Source organism: Mycoplasma sp. 1012 (genome assembly GCF_054343455.1).
Genome location: NZ_JBTGVG010000010.1, coordinates 1 through 15,704, shown reverse-complemented (window position 1 = coordinate 15,704; position 15,704 = coordinate 1). Strand labels below are relative to the sequence as shown.

10 protein-coding genes and 1 riboswitch are annotated in these 15,704 nt (G+C 24.6%); of the genes, 3 read left to right on the top strand and 7 right to left on the bottom strand.

Annotated features, from left to right (window positions below; translation table 4 throughout):
• The first annotated feature begins 62 nt into the window (after positions 1-62).
• Together ACXX89_RS01960 and ACXX89_RS01955 are read left to right on the top strand one after the other, a co-directional pair.
• Positions 63-1,682 (top strand): CTP synthase, encoded by a 1,620-nt coding sequence (locus tag ACXX89_RS01960; protein ID WP_458557480.1) that lies wholly within the window; start codon positions 63-65, stop codon positions 1,680-1,682.
• Positions 1,666-4,371, top strand: a complete 2,706-nt coding sequence (locus ACXX89_RS01955; RefSeq protein WP_458557479.1) for a cation-translocating P-type ATPase — start codon at positions 1,666-1,668, stop codon at positions 4,369-4,371. Before ACXX89_RS01960 ends, ACXX89_RS01955 begins: the two co-directional genes overlap by 17 nt.
• A gap of 70 nt (positions 4,372-4,441) precedes the next feature.
• Here the strand turns inward: ACXX89_RS01955 and ACXX89_RS01950 are convergent, their stop codons facing one another.
• The 7 genes from ACXX89_RS01950 to ACXX89_RS01920 form a co-directional block, all read right to left on the bottom strand.
• Positions 4,442-5,626, bottom strand: a complete 1,185-nt coding sequence (locus ACXX89_RS01950) for a hypothetical protein (RefSeq protein WP_458557478.1) — start codon at positions 5,624-5,626, stop codon at positions 4,442-4,444.
• A gap of 222 nt (positions 5,627-5,848) precedes the next feature.
• Positions 5,849-7,567, bottom strand: coding sequence for a hypothetical protein (locus tag ACXX89_RS01945; RefSeq protein WP_458557477.1), 1,719 nt, complete (start codon positions 7,565-7,567; stop codon positions 5,849-5,851).
• Positions 7,551-8,387, bottom strand: a complete 837-nt coding sequence (locus ACXX89_RS01940; protein ID WP_436359082.1) for an ABC transporter permease — start codon at positions 8,385-8,387, stop codon at positions 7,551-7,553. Before ACXX89_RS01940 ends, ACXX89_RS01945 begins: the two co-directional genes overlap by 17 nt.
• Positions 8,380-9,228: an ABC transporter permease gene (locus ACXX89_RS01935; RefSeq protein ID WP_458557476.1), complete on the bottom strand. Its 849-nt coding sequence runs from the start codon at positions 9,226-9,228 to the stop codon at positions 8,380-8,382. Before ACXX89_RS01935 ends, ACXX89_RS01940 begins: the two co-directional genes overlap by 8 nt.
• Positions 9,218-10,564 carry an ABC transporter ATP-binding protein gene (locus ACXX89_RS01930; RefSeq protein ID WP_458557475.1) on the bottom strand — a complete coding sequence of 449 codons (1,347 nt, stop codon included), beginning with the start codon at positions 10,562-10,564 and terminating at the stop codon, positions 9,218-9,220. The genes ACXX89_RS01935 and ACXX89_RS01930 overlap by 11 nt, the downstream gene beginning before the upstream one ends.
• A 291-nt stretch (positions 10,565-10,855) precedes the next feature.
• On the bottom strand, positions 10,856-12,226 hold the full coding sequence (locus ACXX89_RS01925) for a YbhB/YbcL family Raf kinase inhibitor-like protein (protein WP_458557474.1): 1,371 nt from the start codon (positions 12,224-12,226) through the stop codon (positions 10,856-10,858).
• 119 nt (positions 12,227-12,345) lie between these two features.
• The gene (locus ACXX89_RS01920) at positions 12,346-12,921 is read right to left on the bottom strand and encodes a hypothetical protein (RefSeq protein WP_458557473.1); all 576 of its coding nucleotides are present in this window, start codon (positions 12,919-12,921) and stop codon (positions 12,346-12,348) included.
• Between the two features lie 12 nt (positions 12,922-12,933).
• Positions 12,934-13,024, bottom strand: a riboswitch (TPP riboswitch).
• A gap of 110 nt (positions 13,025-13,134) precedes the next feature.
• On the opposite strand from ACXX89_RS01920, the gene ACXX89_RS01915 reads away from it, so the two are divergent.
• Positions 13,135-15,704, top strand: a 2,570-nt coding sequence (locus tag ACXX89_RS01915; RefSeq protein WP_458557472.1) for an AAA domain-containing protein, incomplete at its 3' end; no start/stop codon positions are given.

Below are 15,704 nucleotides of genomic sequence, written 5' to 3'. Positions count from 1 at the left end.
CAAAATATCAATATTTTTGTATAATTTAAATATTAAATGTATTAGTATGAAAGAGAGAAAAAATGTCTAAATTTATTTTTGTTACAGGTGGTGTAATTTCCGGATTAGGAAAAGGAGTTTCTGCTGCTTCAATCGGAAACCTTTTAAAATCAAGAGGTTTTAGTGTTTTTGTTTTAAAATTAGATCCTTACTTAAATGTGGATCCTGGAGTTATGTCTCCTTACGAACACGGAGAAGTTTATGTAACTGCTGATGGTGGAGAAACAGATCTTGATCTTGGTCACTATGAACGTTTTATTGATGAAAAATTTTCAAAAGATTCCAATTTTACAAGTGGTAGAATCTTTTGAAATATTTTAGAAAAAGAAAGGGAAGGATATTATGATGGTAAAACCGTTCAATATATCCCACATGTTACCGATGAAATAATTAGTATAATTAAAAATATAGAAAAAAAATATAAAAGTGACTTTGTTATAGTTGAAATAGGTGGAACAGTAGGGGATATTGAATCAAATCCGTTTATTTATGCAATAGCACAAATGGGTAGTGAATTCAACGGAATAAACACTTTTTTCATTCACGTAACTTATGTTCCTTTTCTTGAAACATCAGGTGATTTTAAAACCAAACCTACACAAGATTCTATTAACAAATTAAGAGGTATGGGTATAAAACCTAATATGATACTTTTAAGATCTAACGACGAAGTTGATCACACTATTTTAAATAAAGTTGCAAAAACTACATTTTTAAATCCAAGAAATGTTATTTCTGCTCCTGATTTAAAAAATGTATATGAAATGCCTTTATATTTAGAAAAAAAAGACGCAGCTAATATTATATTAGATTACTTTAATATTACACATATAAAACCAAATTTAAGAAAATGAACAACTTTTGCTAACAAAGTTAATAAAGAAAAAAAAGCTGAATTATTAATCAAAATGCTTGGGAAATATACCAGTTTTTCCGATGCTTATAAATCAATAAATGAAGCTATTAAAATTTCTGCATTTGATAAAGGATATGAAGTAAAACTAGAATATGTTGACTCTAATATTCTAACTAATGAAAATATATCTGAAAAACTCGATGATGCTGATGGTGTAATTATCTTACCTGGATTTGGTATTAGAGGTTTTGAAGGAAAAGTTTTAGGAGCAACATATACAAGAGAAAAAAATATTCCAACTTTTGGTATCTGTTTAGGTATGCAAGCAATGTCAGTTGCTCAAGCACGTCTAAAAGGTTATAAACACGCAACTTCTAAAGAATTTGCTACAAACAACAAAGAAGAAGTTTATGTTTTAGATTTTATAAAAGGTAAAAATGAAAAAGACCAAATGGGCGGAACTTTAAGATTAGGAGAATCTGAAACAGTGTTTAAAAAAGATTCTTTAATTGCTAAATTTTACAAAAGTACTTCTGTTTTTGAAAGACATAGACATAGATACGAAATACAACATGAATTTATTGAAAAATTAGAAGATGAAAATTTTAGTTTTTCAGGTTATCATCCAGAATTAGGTCTGGTTGAATCTTGTGAAGATAAAAGCAAAGATTTTTATATTGGTGTGCAGTATCATCCAGAATTCAATGCAAGACCACTAAATCCACATAAACTATTTAGTGCTTTTGTAGAAAAAGCAGCAGAAAGAAATAATGGAAAACAAAAATAATTCTTTACAAAATACATTTAAATACGTTGATTTAAATAAAGGTTTAAATCATGAACAAATTTCTAAAAATAAAGAAAAATACGGTGTAAACGAACTTAAAAATAAAAAGAAAACACCTTTAATTATTAAGTTTTTAAAACAGTTTATTGAACCGATGATTATTCTTTTAATTATTGCTGCATTTTTAGCTTTAGGAATTGCTATTTATGAAGCGATAGTTCATTATGAATATAAGAATCATATAGAATTTATAATTAGTTTTGTAGAACCTTTTGTGATATTTTTTATTGTAATTTTAAATGCTATATTTGGTTTAATACAGGAAAATAAAGCAGAAAAATCTATTGAATCACTTGCTAGTTTAAGTTCTCCAACATCAAAAGTAATTCGAAACGGACAAGAAATAATTATCGATACAAAAGACATTGTTGTTGGAGATATATTACTAATTGAAGCAGGAAATACTATCGGAGCTGATGGAATTATTGTTAATTCTGCTCAATTAGAGGTTGAAGAATCGATTTTAACAGGTGAATCTTTAAGTGTTTTTAAAAAAAATATATCTAATTTAGAATTTAACTGAGAAGAAACCGAAGATACTGAAGTTTATTCTGGCACAAATGTTATAAATGGTAGAGCAAAAATTCTAGTTACAAAAATCGGGATGGAAACAAAATTAGGAAACATTGCTAAATTACTAAATCAAGAAAAAGAAAAACTCACCCCACTCCAAAAACAACTTGCAAATTTAAGTAAAAAAATTGGAATTTTTTCTGCTATTTTATGTGTAATTACTTTCTTTATTTATATTTTTATAGTTGCTTCAGGAAATTGAAGTCTTTGAGCAAAAGGTGTTGTTATCGCTATAACTTTAGCTATCGGAACTATACCAGAAGGTTTAGTACCAATTGTTACTGTTATTTTATCTATTGGAGTTAAAAGATTATCAAATAAAAATGCTCTGGTTAAAAAATTACCAGCTGCTGAAACTTTAGGAAATGTTTCAATAATTTGTAGCGATAAAACAGGAACATTAACCCAAAATAAAATGAAGGTTGTACAAACCTTTAAACATGACACTTTTTCACAAGAAGACTTTGTTAAATATTTTATTTTATGTACAGATGCCAACTCATCTATAAATGAAAAAGGGGAATACAAATTAATTGGAGATCCAACTGAAACTGCTATTATCCAATATGGAATTGATAATAAAATTTTTAAAGATTCAATTTCTAGTTTACACCCAAGAATAAACGAAATTCCTTTTGATTCAGATAGAAAAATGATGACTGTCTTTATAAAAATTAATGAAAATATTTATTCAATTACAAAAGGAGCTCCTGATTCTATTTTTGCTCTTGCAAACAATTTGTCAAATCAAATAGAACATAAAAACATCGAATTTTCTAATAATGCTTTAAGAGTTTTAGCATTAGCAATTAGAAAATGAGACAAATTACCAGATGATTTAAGTTCAAAAAATGTGGAACAAAATTTAACATTAGTTGGATTAATAGGGATGATAGATCCACCAAGAGAAGAGGTTAAAAGTTCTATTGCAATTGCACAAAAAGCCGGAATAAAAACTGTAATGATTACTGGTGATTATGCAAACACAGCTTATGCTATTGCAAAACAATTAAACATAGTAAAATCCGATGAAGATTTAGTTTTAAGTGGAAGTGAATTAAAACTAATGAGCGATGAAGATTTAAATGAAAACATAGAAAAATATGCAGTTTTTGCTAGAGTTAGTCCTGAAGATAAAATCAGAATTGTTAAAGCTTGACAAACCAAAAATAAAGTTGTTTCTATGACAGGTGATGGAGTAAATGATGCTCCTGCTCTTAAAGCTGCTGACATTGGTTGTGCTATGGGAATAACAGGGACCGATGTTTCTAAACAAGCTGCAGATATGGTATTAACAGATGATAATTTTTCAACAATAGTTAGCGCTATAAAAGAAGGAAGAAGTATTTTATATAGCATAAAAAGGTTAATGATTTTTCTTTTTACAACCAATTTAACAGCTTTATTAACTACTTTTATTGGAATTTTAATTTTTAGTATAAATCCTTTATCTTCTTTACAAATTTTGTGAATAAATGTTATTTCTGAAACTTTCCCAGGAATTGCATTAGGTTTAAATAGACCAAAACAAGATTTAATGAATAAAAAACCAAATCATAAAAATGCTTCTATCTTAACTAAAGAAATGATAATTCAAATATCTTTACTTTCCATCTTGTCAACAACACTATCATTATTAGCATTTTATTTAGGTGCTTATAGTCAAAGTGGTGTAGCAAATTTAAATGAAATAAAAACAATCTTAGCTGCAGAAAATTTATCAACATTAAACTTTGCTTCTTTATCTTGTTTTATGACTATGGGAATAATTTTATCTTTAAATTCTATTATATTAAGAAGTAATGAAAGTTTATTTAAACAAAAATTTAATGATTTAAAATTTGTTCTTTTAGCTTTTGCAATTAGTTTTGTTGTTCTTTTACCAGTTACTTACATACCAGAATTTTCCAAAGTGTTTAATATGAATGTATATGTAAATTCATTTAATAATTGAATATTTGCATTACCATTTATTTTTGGGTTAGTACCAACATTTTTTATTGAATTTATCAAATTAATTAAACTATTTGTAAATAAAAAACTTAAAGTCAATTAAATAAACTTTAAGTTTTTTTCATCATTATTTTAATAACTTTAAATCTCATTTAAAGTTTGAATGAAAATAATTATTTTGTATTTATAGAAAGTATATCATTTACAGTATTTACATCCATAAGTTCTAAGTTGTCTGACTTATCAATTGAGTAAAAATCAACTTTAATTAAATTAGATTCTCTTGGTTGAGAATAAAGCTGAAATTCATTATAAAAAGGAAGAATATAGACCTTTTTATCTTTTTCATTTATATAAACTTGACTTACAGAAAATTGAGTTTTAGGAATATAAATATTTGCAATTAAATCTTTATCATTAAAATATGTTCAATATTCTCTTCTGTATTGCTCAAAATTATTTCTAACATATTCTGAAATAAAAGGATCTAATCAATGAGAATAACTTCTATAGTTTTCTTGAGTTATTTTTATTGATAAATGGTCTGAATCTTGTTGTTTTTGAGAATCGAATAAATCTTCTAAAAGAGATTTTTTAGCAGATGAATCTTCTAATGTTAATTTATCAAAATAAAAATCATTCTTTAAATCTTTTGTATTTATAAATTCTTTATATTTAGATTTAACATCATCATTGTTAAGTAAATCTTCTCTTACAACTTTTTGATTAAATAATTCTGTTGTTTCATCACTATCGTTAGGTTGAAATTTCTTGAAATCTTCATCTGTATTTATTATAGTCCAACTTGTTTTTCCTTTTAATTTATTTCTTGCTAAAAATGAAATTGAATAATTATGATTAGGATCAGAATTTTCATCTAAGTGAAAATTAGGTTTATCTATAATATAAAACTTATTTTCATTATTTTTATAATATAAAGTTCTGTCATCATATAATAAATTTCTTGAAATTTTATTTGTGTGAAAAACATAAAGATAATTTTCTTTAAAGAATTTGTCTTTAGAAGTATTATCGTAATTATCTTTTAAAAATTTATTAAATGCTTCTCTTTCTTCTTCTGTAATCAGATGATTATAACTATCTACTTTGTCAAATCTTCTTGGAAATTTCAGTGAAACTTTTTTTTCATCATAAAGAAATTCTTCTTTTATAAAATCATTTTTAACTTTATAAGCTGAATTCACTACTAAATTTCTGTATTTTTCCTGTAATTTAGATTGTTCTAATTGCTCTTTTTCTTCTTTAGATTCTTGAGCACAAGAAACAGCAATAAAAGAAAATGGCAAAATTAATGAAGAAGATAGGAATAACAATTTTCTTTTTTTAAATTTTTTCATATTATTCTCCTTTATTTGATTGCAATATTATTATATAACTTTATTTGCAAAAACTGAAAAAAATTTAATTTTTTAGAATAGTTTTTATTAAAAATGTGAATTTTTATGAATAATTTAACATTTTAACTTAAACTTCCAACTTTTAAAATAATTATCTACTTTCTTATACTTTCAATAATCTTATAAAGAAAAACTTAGAGAAAATTCTCTAAGCTTATTAAGTTATTTTTTAGTTGCAATAATGTATGCTGTTTTTATTTCTGAATTTAAACTTTCACCTACAGGAGCAAGGAATTTATATTCTACATTATAAATGTCTTCTGGAGGTGTATTTTCATCAGGTTCTAAACCATAAACGGTTTGTGTTTTTTGTTGTGATTTATAAAGGTTTTTTGCTAATTTAGAACTGTTTTCAGTAGTTTCTACTTTAATAGACGAAAGTTTTGGATCATTTTTAAGAATTTCTCCATCTAAACTTTGTAAGATGGAAATTTCTTCAGCATCTTCATCATTTGTTTCTTTTACTGTTGTAGTTGCATCATTAAAATAGAATTTTTCAAAATATTCATAAGTAGATTTAAAAGCAGGTGTATAGTTAACATAGTCAAAGTTTCTTAAATTTGGAAGTGCTTCAAAGTTTAATTTATAACCACGTCCTGACTCTTCCACAAAGTTATCGTCTTTTTGCACATAATTATATCTAACATTTTCAGCTGATTCAAAAATTAACTCATCAACTGAATAATCATCACCTTTATAAAGATTATCATAAAGGTCATCTAATAATTGATTTGCCAAGTTATCATCGATATCTTTTGTAATAATTCAGGCATCTAATAATGTCATATTGTTTTTTGGTCTTATTGCTCTTACTGTAGTTCCATCTTCAACGTTGCTAAAATTGTCATTACCGTTGAGTGCATCTAAAGCATCACCATTATAAATAAAACCTACTTCTTGTTTTACTCCAGAGTCAATTAAAGCTGTTAATAATTCTAAACCTGAACTTTTAACACTGTTAATTTTTGTATCAGATAAAGGATGATTTGTTGATTTTTGAACAATTTCAAGAAATTTATTAATTTGCTCTTGATAGTTTTCTTTATCAACAACTCCTGTATAACCATTATTTTTAAGTTTTGGATCATTTACTAGCTCACTACCTAAAAGTAGATTATCTCTCATTGCTTCAGTTCATTCAAAATATTTGTAACCATTTTGAATTAAAGTTTGAGCAATGGATATAGAATCTTGTTTATCAAAACGAATACCTTTTTCTCTAATTTCTTGTTTTTTAGCATCGTCTCAAGAAGCTACTGCTTCTTTTAATGGTACTTTTTTACCATCTTTATCGTAATCACCAACTGTATAAGTGAAAACTTTATCTTGAATATAATAAGGGATTAAAAATTCTCATAATTGATCTTGAATTCCATCACCATCAATGTCGATAATCCCTTTGCTTTTATCACCTTCAACATAAAGAAATTGATTATAATTATCTAAATGTTCTAAAGTTTCTTTTCTTAAAAGCGATTCTATAACTTTCCTTTTATTATTAATGTTTTCTTGTGCACTTAAATTAGGATTATGTTTTAGTTTATTTGCAAGTGCTTTATTTTTTCTAAATAATCTTTCAAAATCAATTTTTCTAATTAATTGTTTTTGAATCATTCTAACAATTTGGAAATCTGAACCAACTCCACCAATAACCCTATTATCTTCTATAGCTTTAGAAAATTCAGAAACATCACCAAATTCTTTATAATTAAAATGTTTATTTAAACCATCAACTGTGCTTTTAGAAAGATAGTTTTGATAGTTCATAATAATTGGTTTAAAATTAGCAGTTGTTTTAATATAAGTTACTCCAATAACTGTTGGAACTAAAACTAATGAAGAAGCTGCGATTGTTCATTTTGCTTTATTTGATAATGCCATTTTTTACTCCTTTTTTGGAATTTTTAGTTTTATAAACTATATAAACAACATTTCCCACAACGGTAAAAAGTAACATAATTGCACCTAAAGCAAGTGCTCAGGTTTTAAAAGTTCCTTGATATAATTCGACCCCTATTGTGGAAACATTAGATGTAATTCTTGTGATAATAAAATCATCAAAAGAAAGAAAAGCTACAATAATGAACACAAAAGAAATAGCAGGAAGCATATATGTTAAATAAATTTTAAATCAAGTTTTTATTCTTCCGTATCCCAAGTCTAAAGAAGCTTCAAAAAGGTTTTTAGAAAATTTTTCACTTCTTGGATATAAAAGCATAATCCCGTAAGGAAGAGTCATAGTTACATGACTAACAATTGCTCTTATCATTCCTTCTTCAGTAGCTTTTAAAACTCCTAAAACAAGTGAAAGCAAGATTGCTAGTGAAATAGCTGTAATAATATCTGGGTTAATTAAAGGGATGTTAGAACTTGTATTAATATAAGTTTTTACACTTTTATTTTTTTGCTTTCATAAAGCAAAAACGGTAATTAACGAAATAAATATAACAATTATAGCTGTTGCAATAGCTATGATAAATGAGTTTGCAAGTGCAAGTAATTTTTCTTGAGATGCTAAGTCTTCATAACCTTTTCAACTAAATGTATTTCAAGTAGTAGAAATAAGTTCTTTATCAGATGGTTTGTTAAAAGAATAGATTAAACCAAAAAATATTGGTGTATAAAAAAGAATTAAAATTATTCAAATGTAACTTTTTCTTAAAATTTCATACTTTTTAAAAAAATCTAATAATCTAGTCATTTTTAATTCCTTTCAATTTTAATAATACAATTGGAAAGAAATAAATTATTGCATAAATTCCCATCATAACTACAATAGTAATTAAAACTAAAGATGATGATCTTGCAAGATCAAATGGGTTAGATGGATTAGCGTTAATATTAATTAAGTTTCCAATTAGTTGATTTTGACCACCGTTTGGTAGCAATTTATCAGAAATAATGATTGAAGTTGCTGCAAGTAAAAATACTAATCCAATACCTGAAAAAATAGCTTTTAATCCATAAGGTAAAACTATTTTAAAAAGTGTTTGAGTTTTATTGTATCCTAAATCTGCAGAAGCTTCTAAAATATTTTTAGGCATATCTCTAAAAACTGTAAATAAAGGAATAATCATAAATGGAAGATTTAAAAATACTAAACCTAAAATCATAAATCAAATAGTATTTAAATCTGCTTCATCAAACATTGTTACAAAAAGAGCTCTTAAAGAGAATGTTTTTGCTATTGTGAATATAATCAAAGGCGAAACAATAAGAGAAATTGAATAAATTTTAAACACCTTTGATTTTGCTGTTGAAACATAAAAAGCGTAAGGTAAAGCAATTATTAAACAAATAATCGCTGTTGCAATACCTACAAATACAGATCTTCCTATAATTACTCATGTTTCTTTTTGTTGAATTAATAAATGATTATTAAAAGTTTCACCATCATCGGTGGAAATAGGTGCTACTGCTTTAATAAAAAGTAAAAGTAACGGCAACAATATGAAAATAATTGAAAATAAAATATAAGGAATTGATAAAGAAAGTCTTGGATTAAATCCTGACTTTATTTTTTTCAAAATATTAGTTATCATTTGCTAAAAAGCCTTTACGATCTTTTTTCATTAAGTGTAATGCTTCTTTAGTTCAATGAACATAAACATTTTCACCTATTTCAAAATTTTCAATTGTTTCAGCTTGAATTATTTTGTTTCCTACTTTTACATTTATAAAGTAATATGACCCTTTATAAGTACTTTTTTCCACAACACCAAAATAGTGACTTCTCACTTTTCTTGATAAAACTATGTCTTCAGGTCTAATTAAACCATCTAGTTTTTCATCTTTTGCAAAATCTGTGTGGATTGTTTCAACTAAGTGATTTAAAATCATTACTTTTCCTGGTTCCACAAATTGTGCATCAAAGAAGTTAGCATCACCAATAAAGTTTGCTACTCATTTATTTACAGGATAATCATAAATGTTTTTTGGTGAATCATATTGTTCAATCTCACCATCTCTAATTACTGCAATTTTATCTGAAAGTTCTAAAGCTTCATCTTGATCGTGAGTAACAAAAATAAAGGTAATTCCTAATTTTTGTTGAACTGATCTTAATAATTGTTGCATTTTTTGTCTAATTTTTGCATCAAGTGCTGATAATGGTTCGTCTAATAAAAGGATTTCTGGTTCAATAACTAATGAACGAGCTAATGCTACCCTTTGTTTCATACCACCTGAAAGTTCACTAATATTTTTATTTTCGTTTCCTTCAAGACCAACTATTTTAATAATATCTGAAACTTCTTGTTCCATTTCTTGTTTAGTAATTTTTCTAGTTAAATATCTTTTTTGAAAATGTTCTGTTTTTGTATTAACATAATTTTCTCAATAAGAATATTTAAAATCAGAATCATCCAATCATCTTTGGATTTTTGCTTTTTTAAGTTTAGAAAGTTTAGAATCGTTTAATTCTTCTTTATAAATGGCTTGTTGTTTATCAATTTCAGCCATTTTTTCATTAGCGTGTTTTGTTCATTTTTCTTTATTTTCTTCTAATTTTTTAAGTATATTTTCATTTATATTTGTTTTTGGATAACGTTTTAATTTAAGTCCGTATTTAATATTTCCAGAAACTGTCAAATGAGAAAATAAAGCATAGTCTTGGAAAATAGTGGATACATCTCTTTTGTTCGCTGGTAAGTCTTTAATATCTACCCCATCAAATTTAATTTCACCACGAGTGGTTCACTCAAAACCACCAATTAGTCTAAGAATTGTAGTTTTTCCTGAACCTGAAGGTCCAAGTAAAGTAACAAAATCGCCTTTTTCAATTTTTAAATTTACATTATTTAAAACTTTTTTCTCACCAAATTCTTTATCAACATTTTTTAATTCAATGAGAGTCTTTTGTTTTTCTTTTTGAATCATAAATAAATAAACCCTTCTTTAATAATTAAAATTTTTTTATAAAATATCAAAAACCTCATTATCTAAAGGAAAAAATTCCTTCTCTAATGAAGAAAAATGGGATAATTATCAAAAATATTTTGAGAAGTTTCTGTAGGTAAAAACTTTAAATCAGAATAAACTAAACTGATAAATTTATAAAGTTTTATTCTCAAATTTCCTAAGTTTAAAAATTTCATATTGCAATTATACCAAAATTCAAAAAATGCATTAAAAATTAAGAAAAAAACAATCCTTAAAAGGATTGATAATTTATACTAATTTAAATATTAATGATCCTTCAGCAATTATTGAACCTTTAGCTTGAAGTAAATATGAACCTAAAGAATCTTTTATTAAGTGTTCATCCATCTGAGTTGGATGAGGATCGTTATTATTAGCTTTATTATATTTAATTAATTTTTTGTTTAAAGCAACTACCCTAATTATGTAAAGATTTTGAGATCCATTACCATCTTTTTTAGGTAATAATATTTTTTGAGCATCTCTGTTTGCATTTTCATTATGAACATTAAAATTAAGTTCAAAAGTTGAGTTTAAAATGTTTTTTGAAGTTTCTTGATCGTTGTAGTACTCTTCACCAACAGAAACAAACATTTTATCAGCAACTGTAGGATTTTCAATATTGATTTTGCCACCTAAAATTTTAATTTTATTTCTATATTCTGCTTCATTTTCGTTTTTTACTGGACTATAATCTTCAATTCAGTACATATATGACTGTGCTTCTTCTATTTTATTTCAACTTAATCCAAAAGTTTTTAATTGACTTAAATCATTTGAAGTGCTTGTTGAAAAATAACCAGTATTTAATATATTATTTTGGATTGCGTTTGATTTTATTTCAAGTTTTTTAACTTCATTTGAAGCATATAAATTTCCATTTGATTTTACAGAAGGATGTTGTTCATATGCAAATGTTAAAACGCCTTCAGCAATAGTTTTGTCTTTAATAACATCATAGAAATCACCTAAATAATATTTATCGTGATTTGATTTTACATTTAATTTTGCTTCACTTAAAGCAAAAACTCTAACTTCATAAATGTGTTCTGTTGGAGGAAGTGGACCAAAATATATACTTGCATTGTGATCCATCATTTGGTCATTTGAATTTATGATTTGTTTGATTTCACTGTTATTTTGTTGTGTTACTGAATAATTTTCTTCTAAAGAAGTAGTGGTTGATGGTATATCAAAAACACCTCAATGGGTAAAAATTCTTCCCATTACTTCTGTTGCTGTTTTATCAACTAAAACAACAGCATAAGATTTAGCATTCTCTACTTTGTTTCAACTTAAAGGTAAACTTTTACCATATGAAGTTGTTGAATAAGAGTTTGGATCCTGTTTTGCTGCATATTCTTCGTTTAAAAAACCATTTGTAATCCCTGAACTTGTGACAGCAATTTTCCCCATTGCACTTTCTTGAATTCCAGTAGTTGAACCTGGTTCTTTATTTATATTTCCTCCGTTTGTATTTCCAGGATTTGTTGGTTCTTTTTCAGTTGTGTTACCTTCTTTTTCAATTTTTGTTTGTGAACAAGCTACAAAAGCAGCATAAGAAAAAGGTAACAACATCGCTGATGAAAATAATATTGTTTTTTTATTTTTTTTATTCATTTTGCCTCATTATTGTTAATTTATTTTTATAAATTATATTATTTTTACATCAAAAAATAAAAATAAAATTCTTTTTAAATTAAAAATTACTGAACTTGTATTTGACTTTTTGACTATTTCTAGTGCTTGATAAAGTGTTTTCTTAATATTTTAGAACTTATAACTAAAAGTGGTAAGGAAACAAAAAATAAAACATAAGAAAGCAGATTTAAACCAAAAGATAAAAGAAAATAAAGTATTTCTAATTCTTTTATAGGTTTTAAATACTCTTTAAAATATATATAACCACTAATCGAGTGCGATAATAAAATTAATATTGTTATTGCACAGCTAAACAAAATTAATTTTAAATTTTTTATTTTTTTAAACATCCCTATTAAAGCAATTAAAATTAAAGGTAAAAAATAATCTAAAAAATAAACTCCTATTTTATCTTGTATATTTTCAACATAAAAAATTCCCGATATAAAAAAAGCACTAAAAATAGGTGAAATAATAACAAGATAAATAATAACAGGAATAATAGTTATTAAAACTCCAAAAGTAATTGAACTTATTAAAATAACTATTTCATGAATTTTTGCTATATTTCCCAATCCATTTGGTAAATCTGGAATAATTTTTTCAATAAATTTAGAAATAACAATTAAAGCCAAAACAAATGCAGAAAAAATGATTTCTTTTGTTCTAGACATCTTTCCTTTCTGATGCAAGAAAATAGCAACTCCTTACGCCGGCATTAACCGAATCAAGTTAAAAGGGTATAATCTCAGCTAAAAAGCACCCCTGTGCATCATAAAAATTATACTATTTTTTGTAAAAAACGACAATTAAAAAGGAAAAATAGGCAAAAATGCTTGCTATATCAACTTTTTTTTTTTTTTGTAAATACCTTTTATAATTGAATTATGAAAGAAGTTACATTTTATATTGATTTAAGTGAAAATACACCATATTTTCAACAAAAAATTACAAATAAATCTAAAAAGGTAGAAAAGGATAAAAAAGTAATAGACAATTTAATGTATATACTAGAAGAATATTTAAAACCAGAAATTTTTGAAAAATTTTTTTCAAATCAGGAAGAAGAATCTGAATTTATTCCTGGTTTTTTATATAAAGAAAGAAGGGTAAGAAAAGACTTTTATATTTTTAAAGAAATATTAGAAAAAAGTTCTAGTTATCAAATAATAAATAATGATCTTGGTTATAAAGGTTTAAGTAATAATAATGAAATTTATACACAATCCTTGAATTTTCTTTTTAATTTTTCTACAGAAGAAATCGAAGAATATTTTAAATATCCAAATTTAAATAAAATTTCTATTACTACTCACTTCTCATCAAAAGAAAATTATTTTAAAATTTTAAGACTTGATTTTTTAGATATTCCTGAAAATGAAAATAGTTTTCAAAAAGAAACAAATCCAGAAATTAAAATAATTTTTGAAAAACCAATTAACAATTCACCTTATTTATCAAATTATAGAAATAATGAATTTTTATTTCTATTAGGAGAAACTTTAACAGAACAAAAAAATCAATTATTTTTAGGTGCTAGAAATAATAAATTAATAAATTTTTTAAAAATAGAAAAATTTTTAAATTTTTTTATTGAAAAATCTGATGATAAAGACAAAGAATTTACTTCTATTCTATTGGAAGAAAATAAAGACTTTTTTCTTTATATAGAAGATAAAAATAATAATTTAGAAAAGGAGATTCGAAACAATAAAGAAATTTTAATTAGAGATATTAATGATACTGATGAAAAAATAAAATTATCTTTTAATTCAAATTCTTTTATATCTATAAAAGAAAAATGAATTGAACAACTTGTATTAAAATCAGAACAAAAAAGAAATAAATTAATTTCTTTAGAAGAAAGATTAAAAGAAAAAAATGAACAAATAAGTAATTTTGATCAGGAAAAAAGAAATTTACAAAAACTATTATTTGATAAAAAACAAGAAGTTGAAATTGAATTTGATTATAAAATAAAAAATGAATTATCAAATGAAAATGACATTCAAAGCAAGATTTCAAACTTAGAAAAAGAACTGACTCAAAGAAGAGAAGAAATTAAAAAACAATTTAAGACTTTAGACAAAAAATATAATAGTAGTCAAAATCCTGAAATACAAACAATTGAAGAACAATTAAAACAACTAAAAGAAAAATTGTCTAATTCTTGTCAAATTAGAAAAAATCTAGAACTTCAAAAAATTCTATTATCAAATGAATTAGACGAAATACAAAAAGAAATTTCTTCACAAATAAGTTTAATTGAGTTGTCAGAAAAAGAAAGAACACAACTTTTTAGTGAACAAGAAAAAATAAAAAATGAAATAAATTTATATTCAAAAAATAAGAATTTTTTAGAAAAAGAAGACTTGAAATTTTATAAATTAAAACTTAATATAAAAAATGATGAGCAAAATTCATTACAAAGACTTAAAGATTTTATTAATGATGAAGTTAAAAATGAAAAAGATTTTATAAATAAAAGTATAGAAACTAATTTTCTACATTCTGAAATTACATCTGCTTTTTTTGATTTTGGACTCCTCTTTAAATACAAAAGATATTACAACTCTCTTAGAAATTTAAAAAGAGGAATTGTTAAAAATCCATATATTCCAATAGCTATTTACAATCCTGAATTTATAAAATCAAAAAATGACTGAGAAACATATCAAATAAAAACCAAAATTTCATTAAATATCAAACAACAAGAAATTATCAAAAAAGCAATGTTTTCTCCTGCTATTTCTTATTTACAAGGACCACCAGGAACCGGGAAAACACAAACAATTTGTGCTTTAATTGATGAAATAATAACAGAAGAAAAGGGAAATGTTCTTATAAGTTCTTCCACTCACGAAGCTATAGAAAATGTTTTTGATAGATTATTTGAATTGAAAAAAGATAATCCAAACTTTCTATTTTTAAAGAAAATAACAAAAAATAGAAAAAATAATATTTTTTCAGAAGAAAGATTTTTTCAAAATTGATTTTCTTCCTTAAAATCAAATTTCAAAGGAAAAATTTTAGATGATTATAATAAATTGGAAATTTTCAATAACAAGGAATTAAAAGATTTTTTAGAAAATATAGAAAAAGGAGGGAGAATTAATTATTTTGATATTTATTTAGCAACGTTATTTGCTAAAGAAAATAATTTCAGTAAATCTTCATTAAATTTAATAAAACAGAATTCTAAAATAGATTTTCCCGAACAAACAAAATACAATGGTGAAATTGATATAGAATTTTTAGAAATGTATTTAAAAAGGTTTTCAAGTGAAATAAATAAACAAAATGAAATTTTTATCAAATTCACAAAGTTAATTATTAATCATTTTAAAGAACAAAATGTATTTATGTCTTATGAGATATTAAAAAATAAAATAAATAAACCTAATAAAGTGGGACAATTTATTGGGACACATTTTACCAGTGATATCACTGGTAAAAT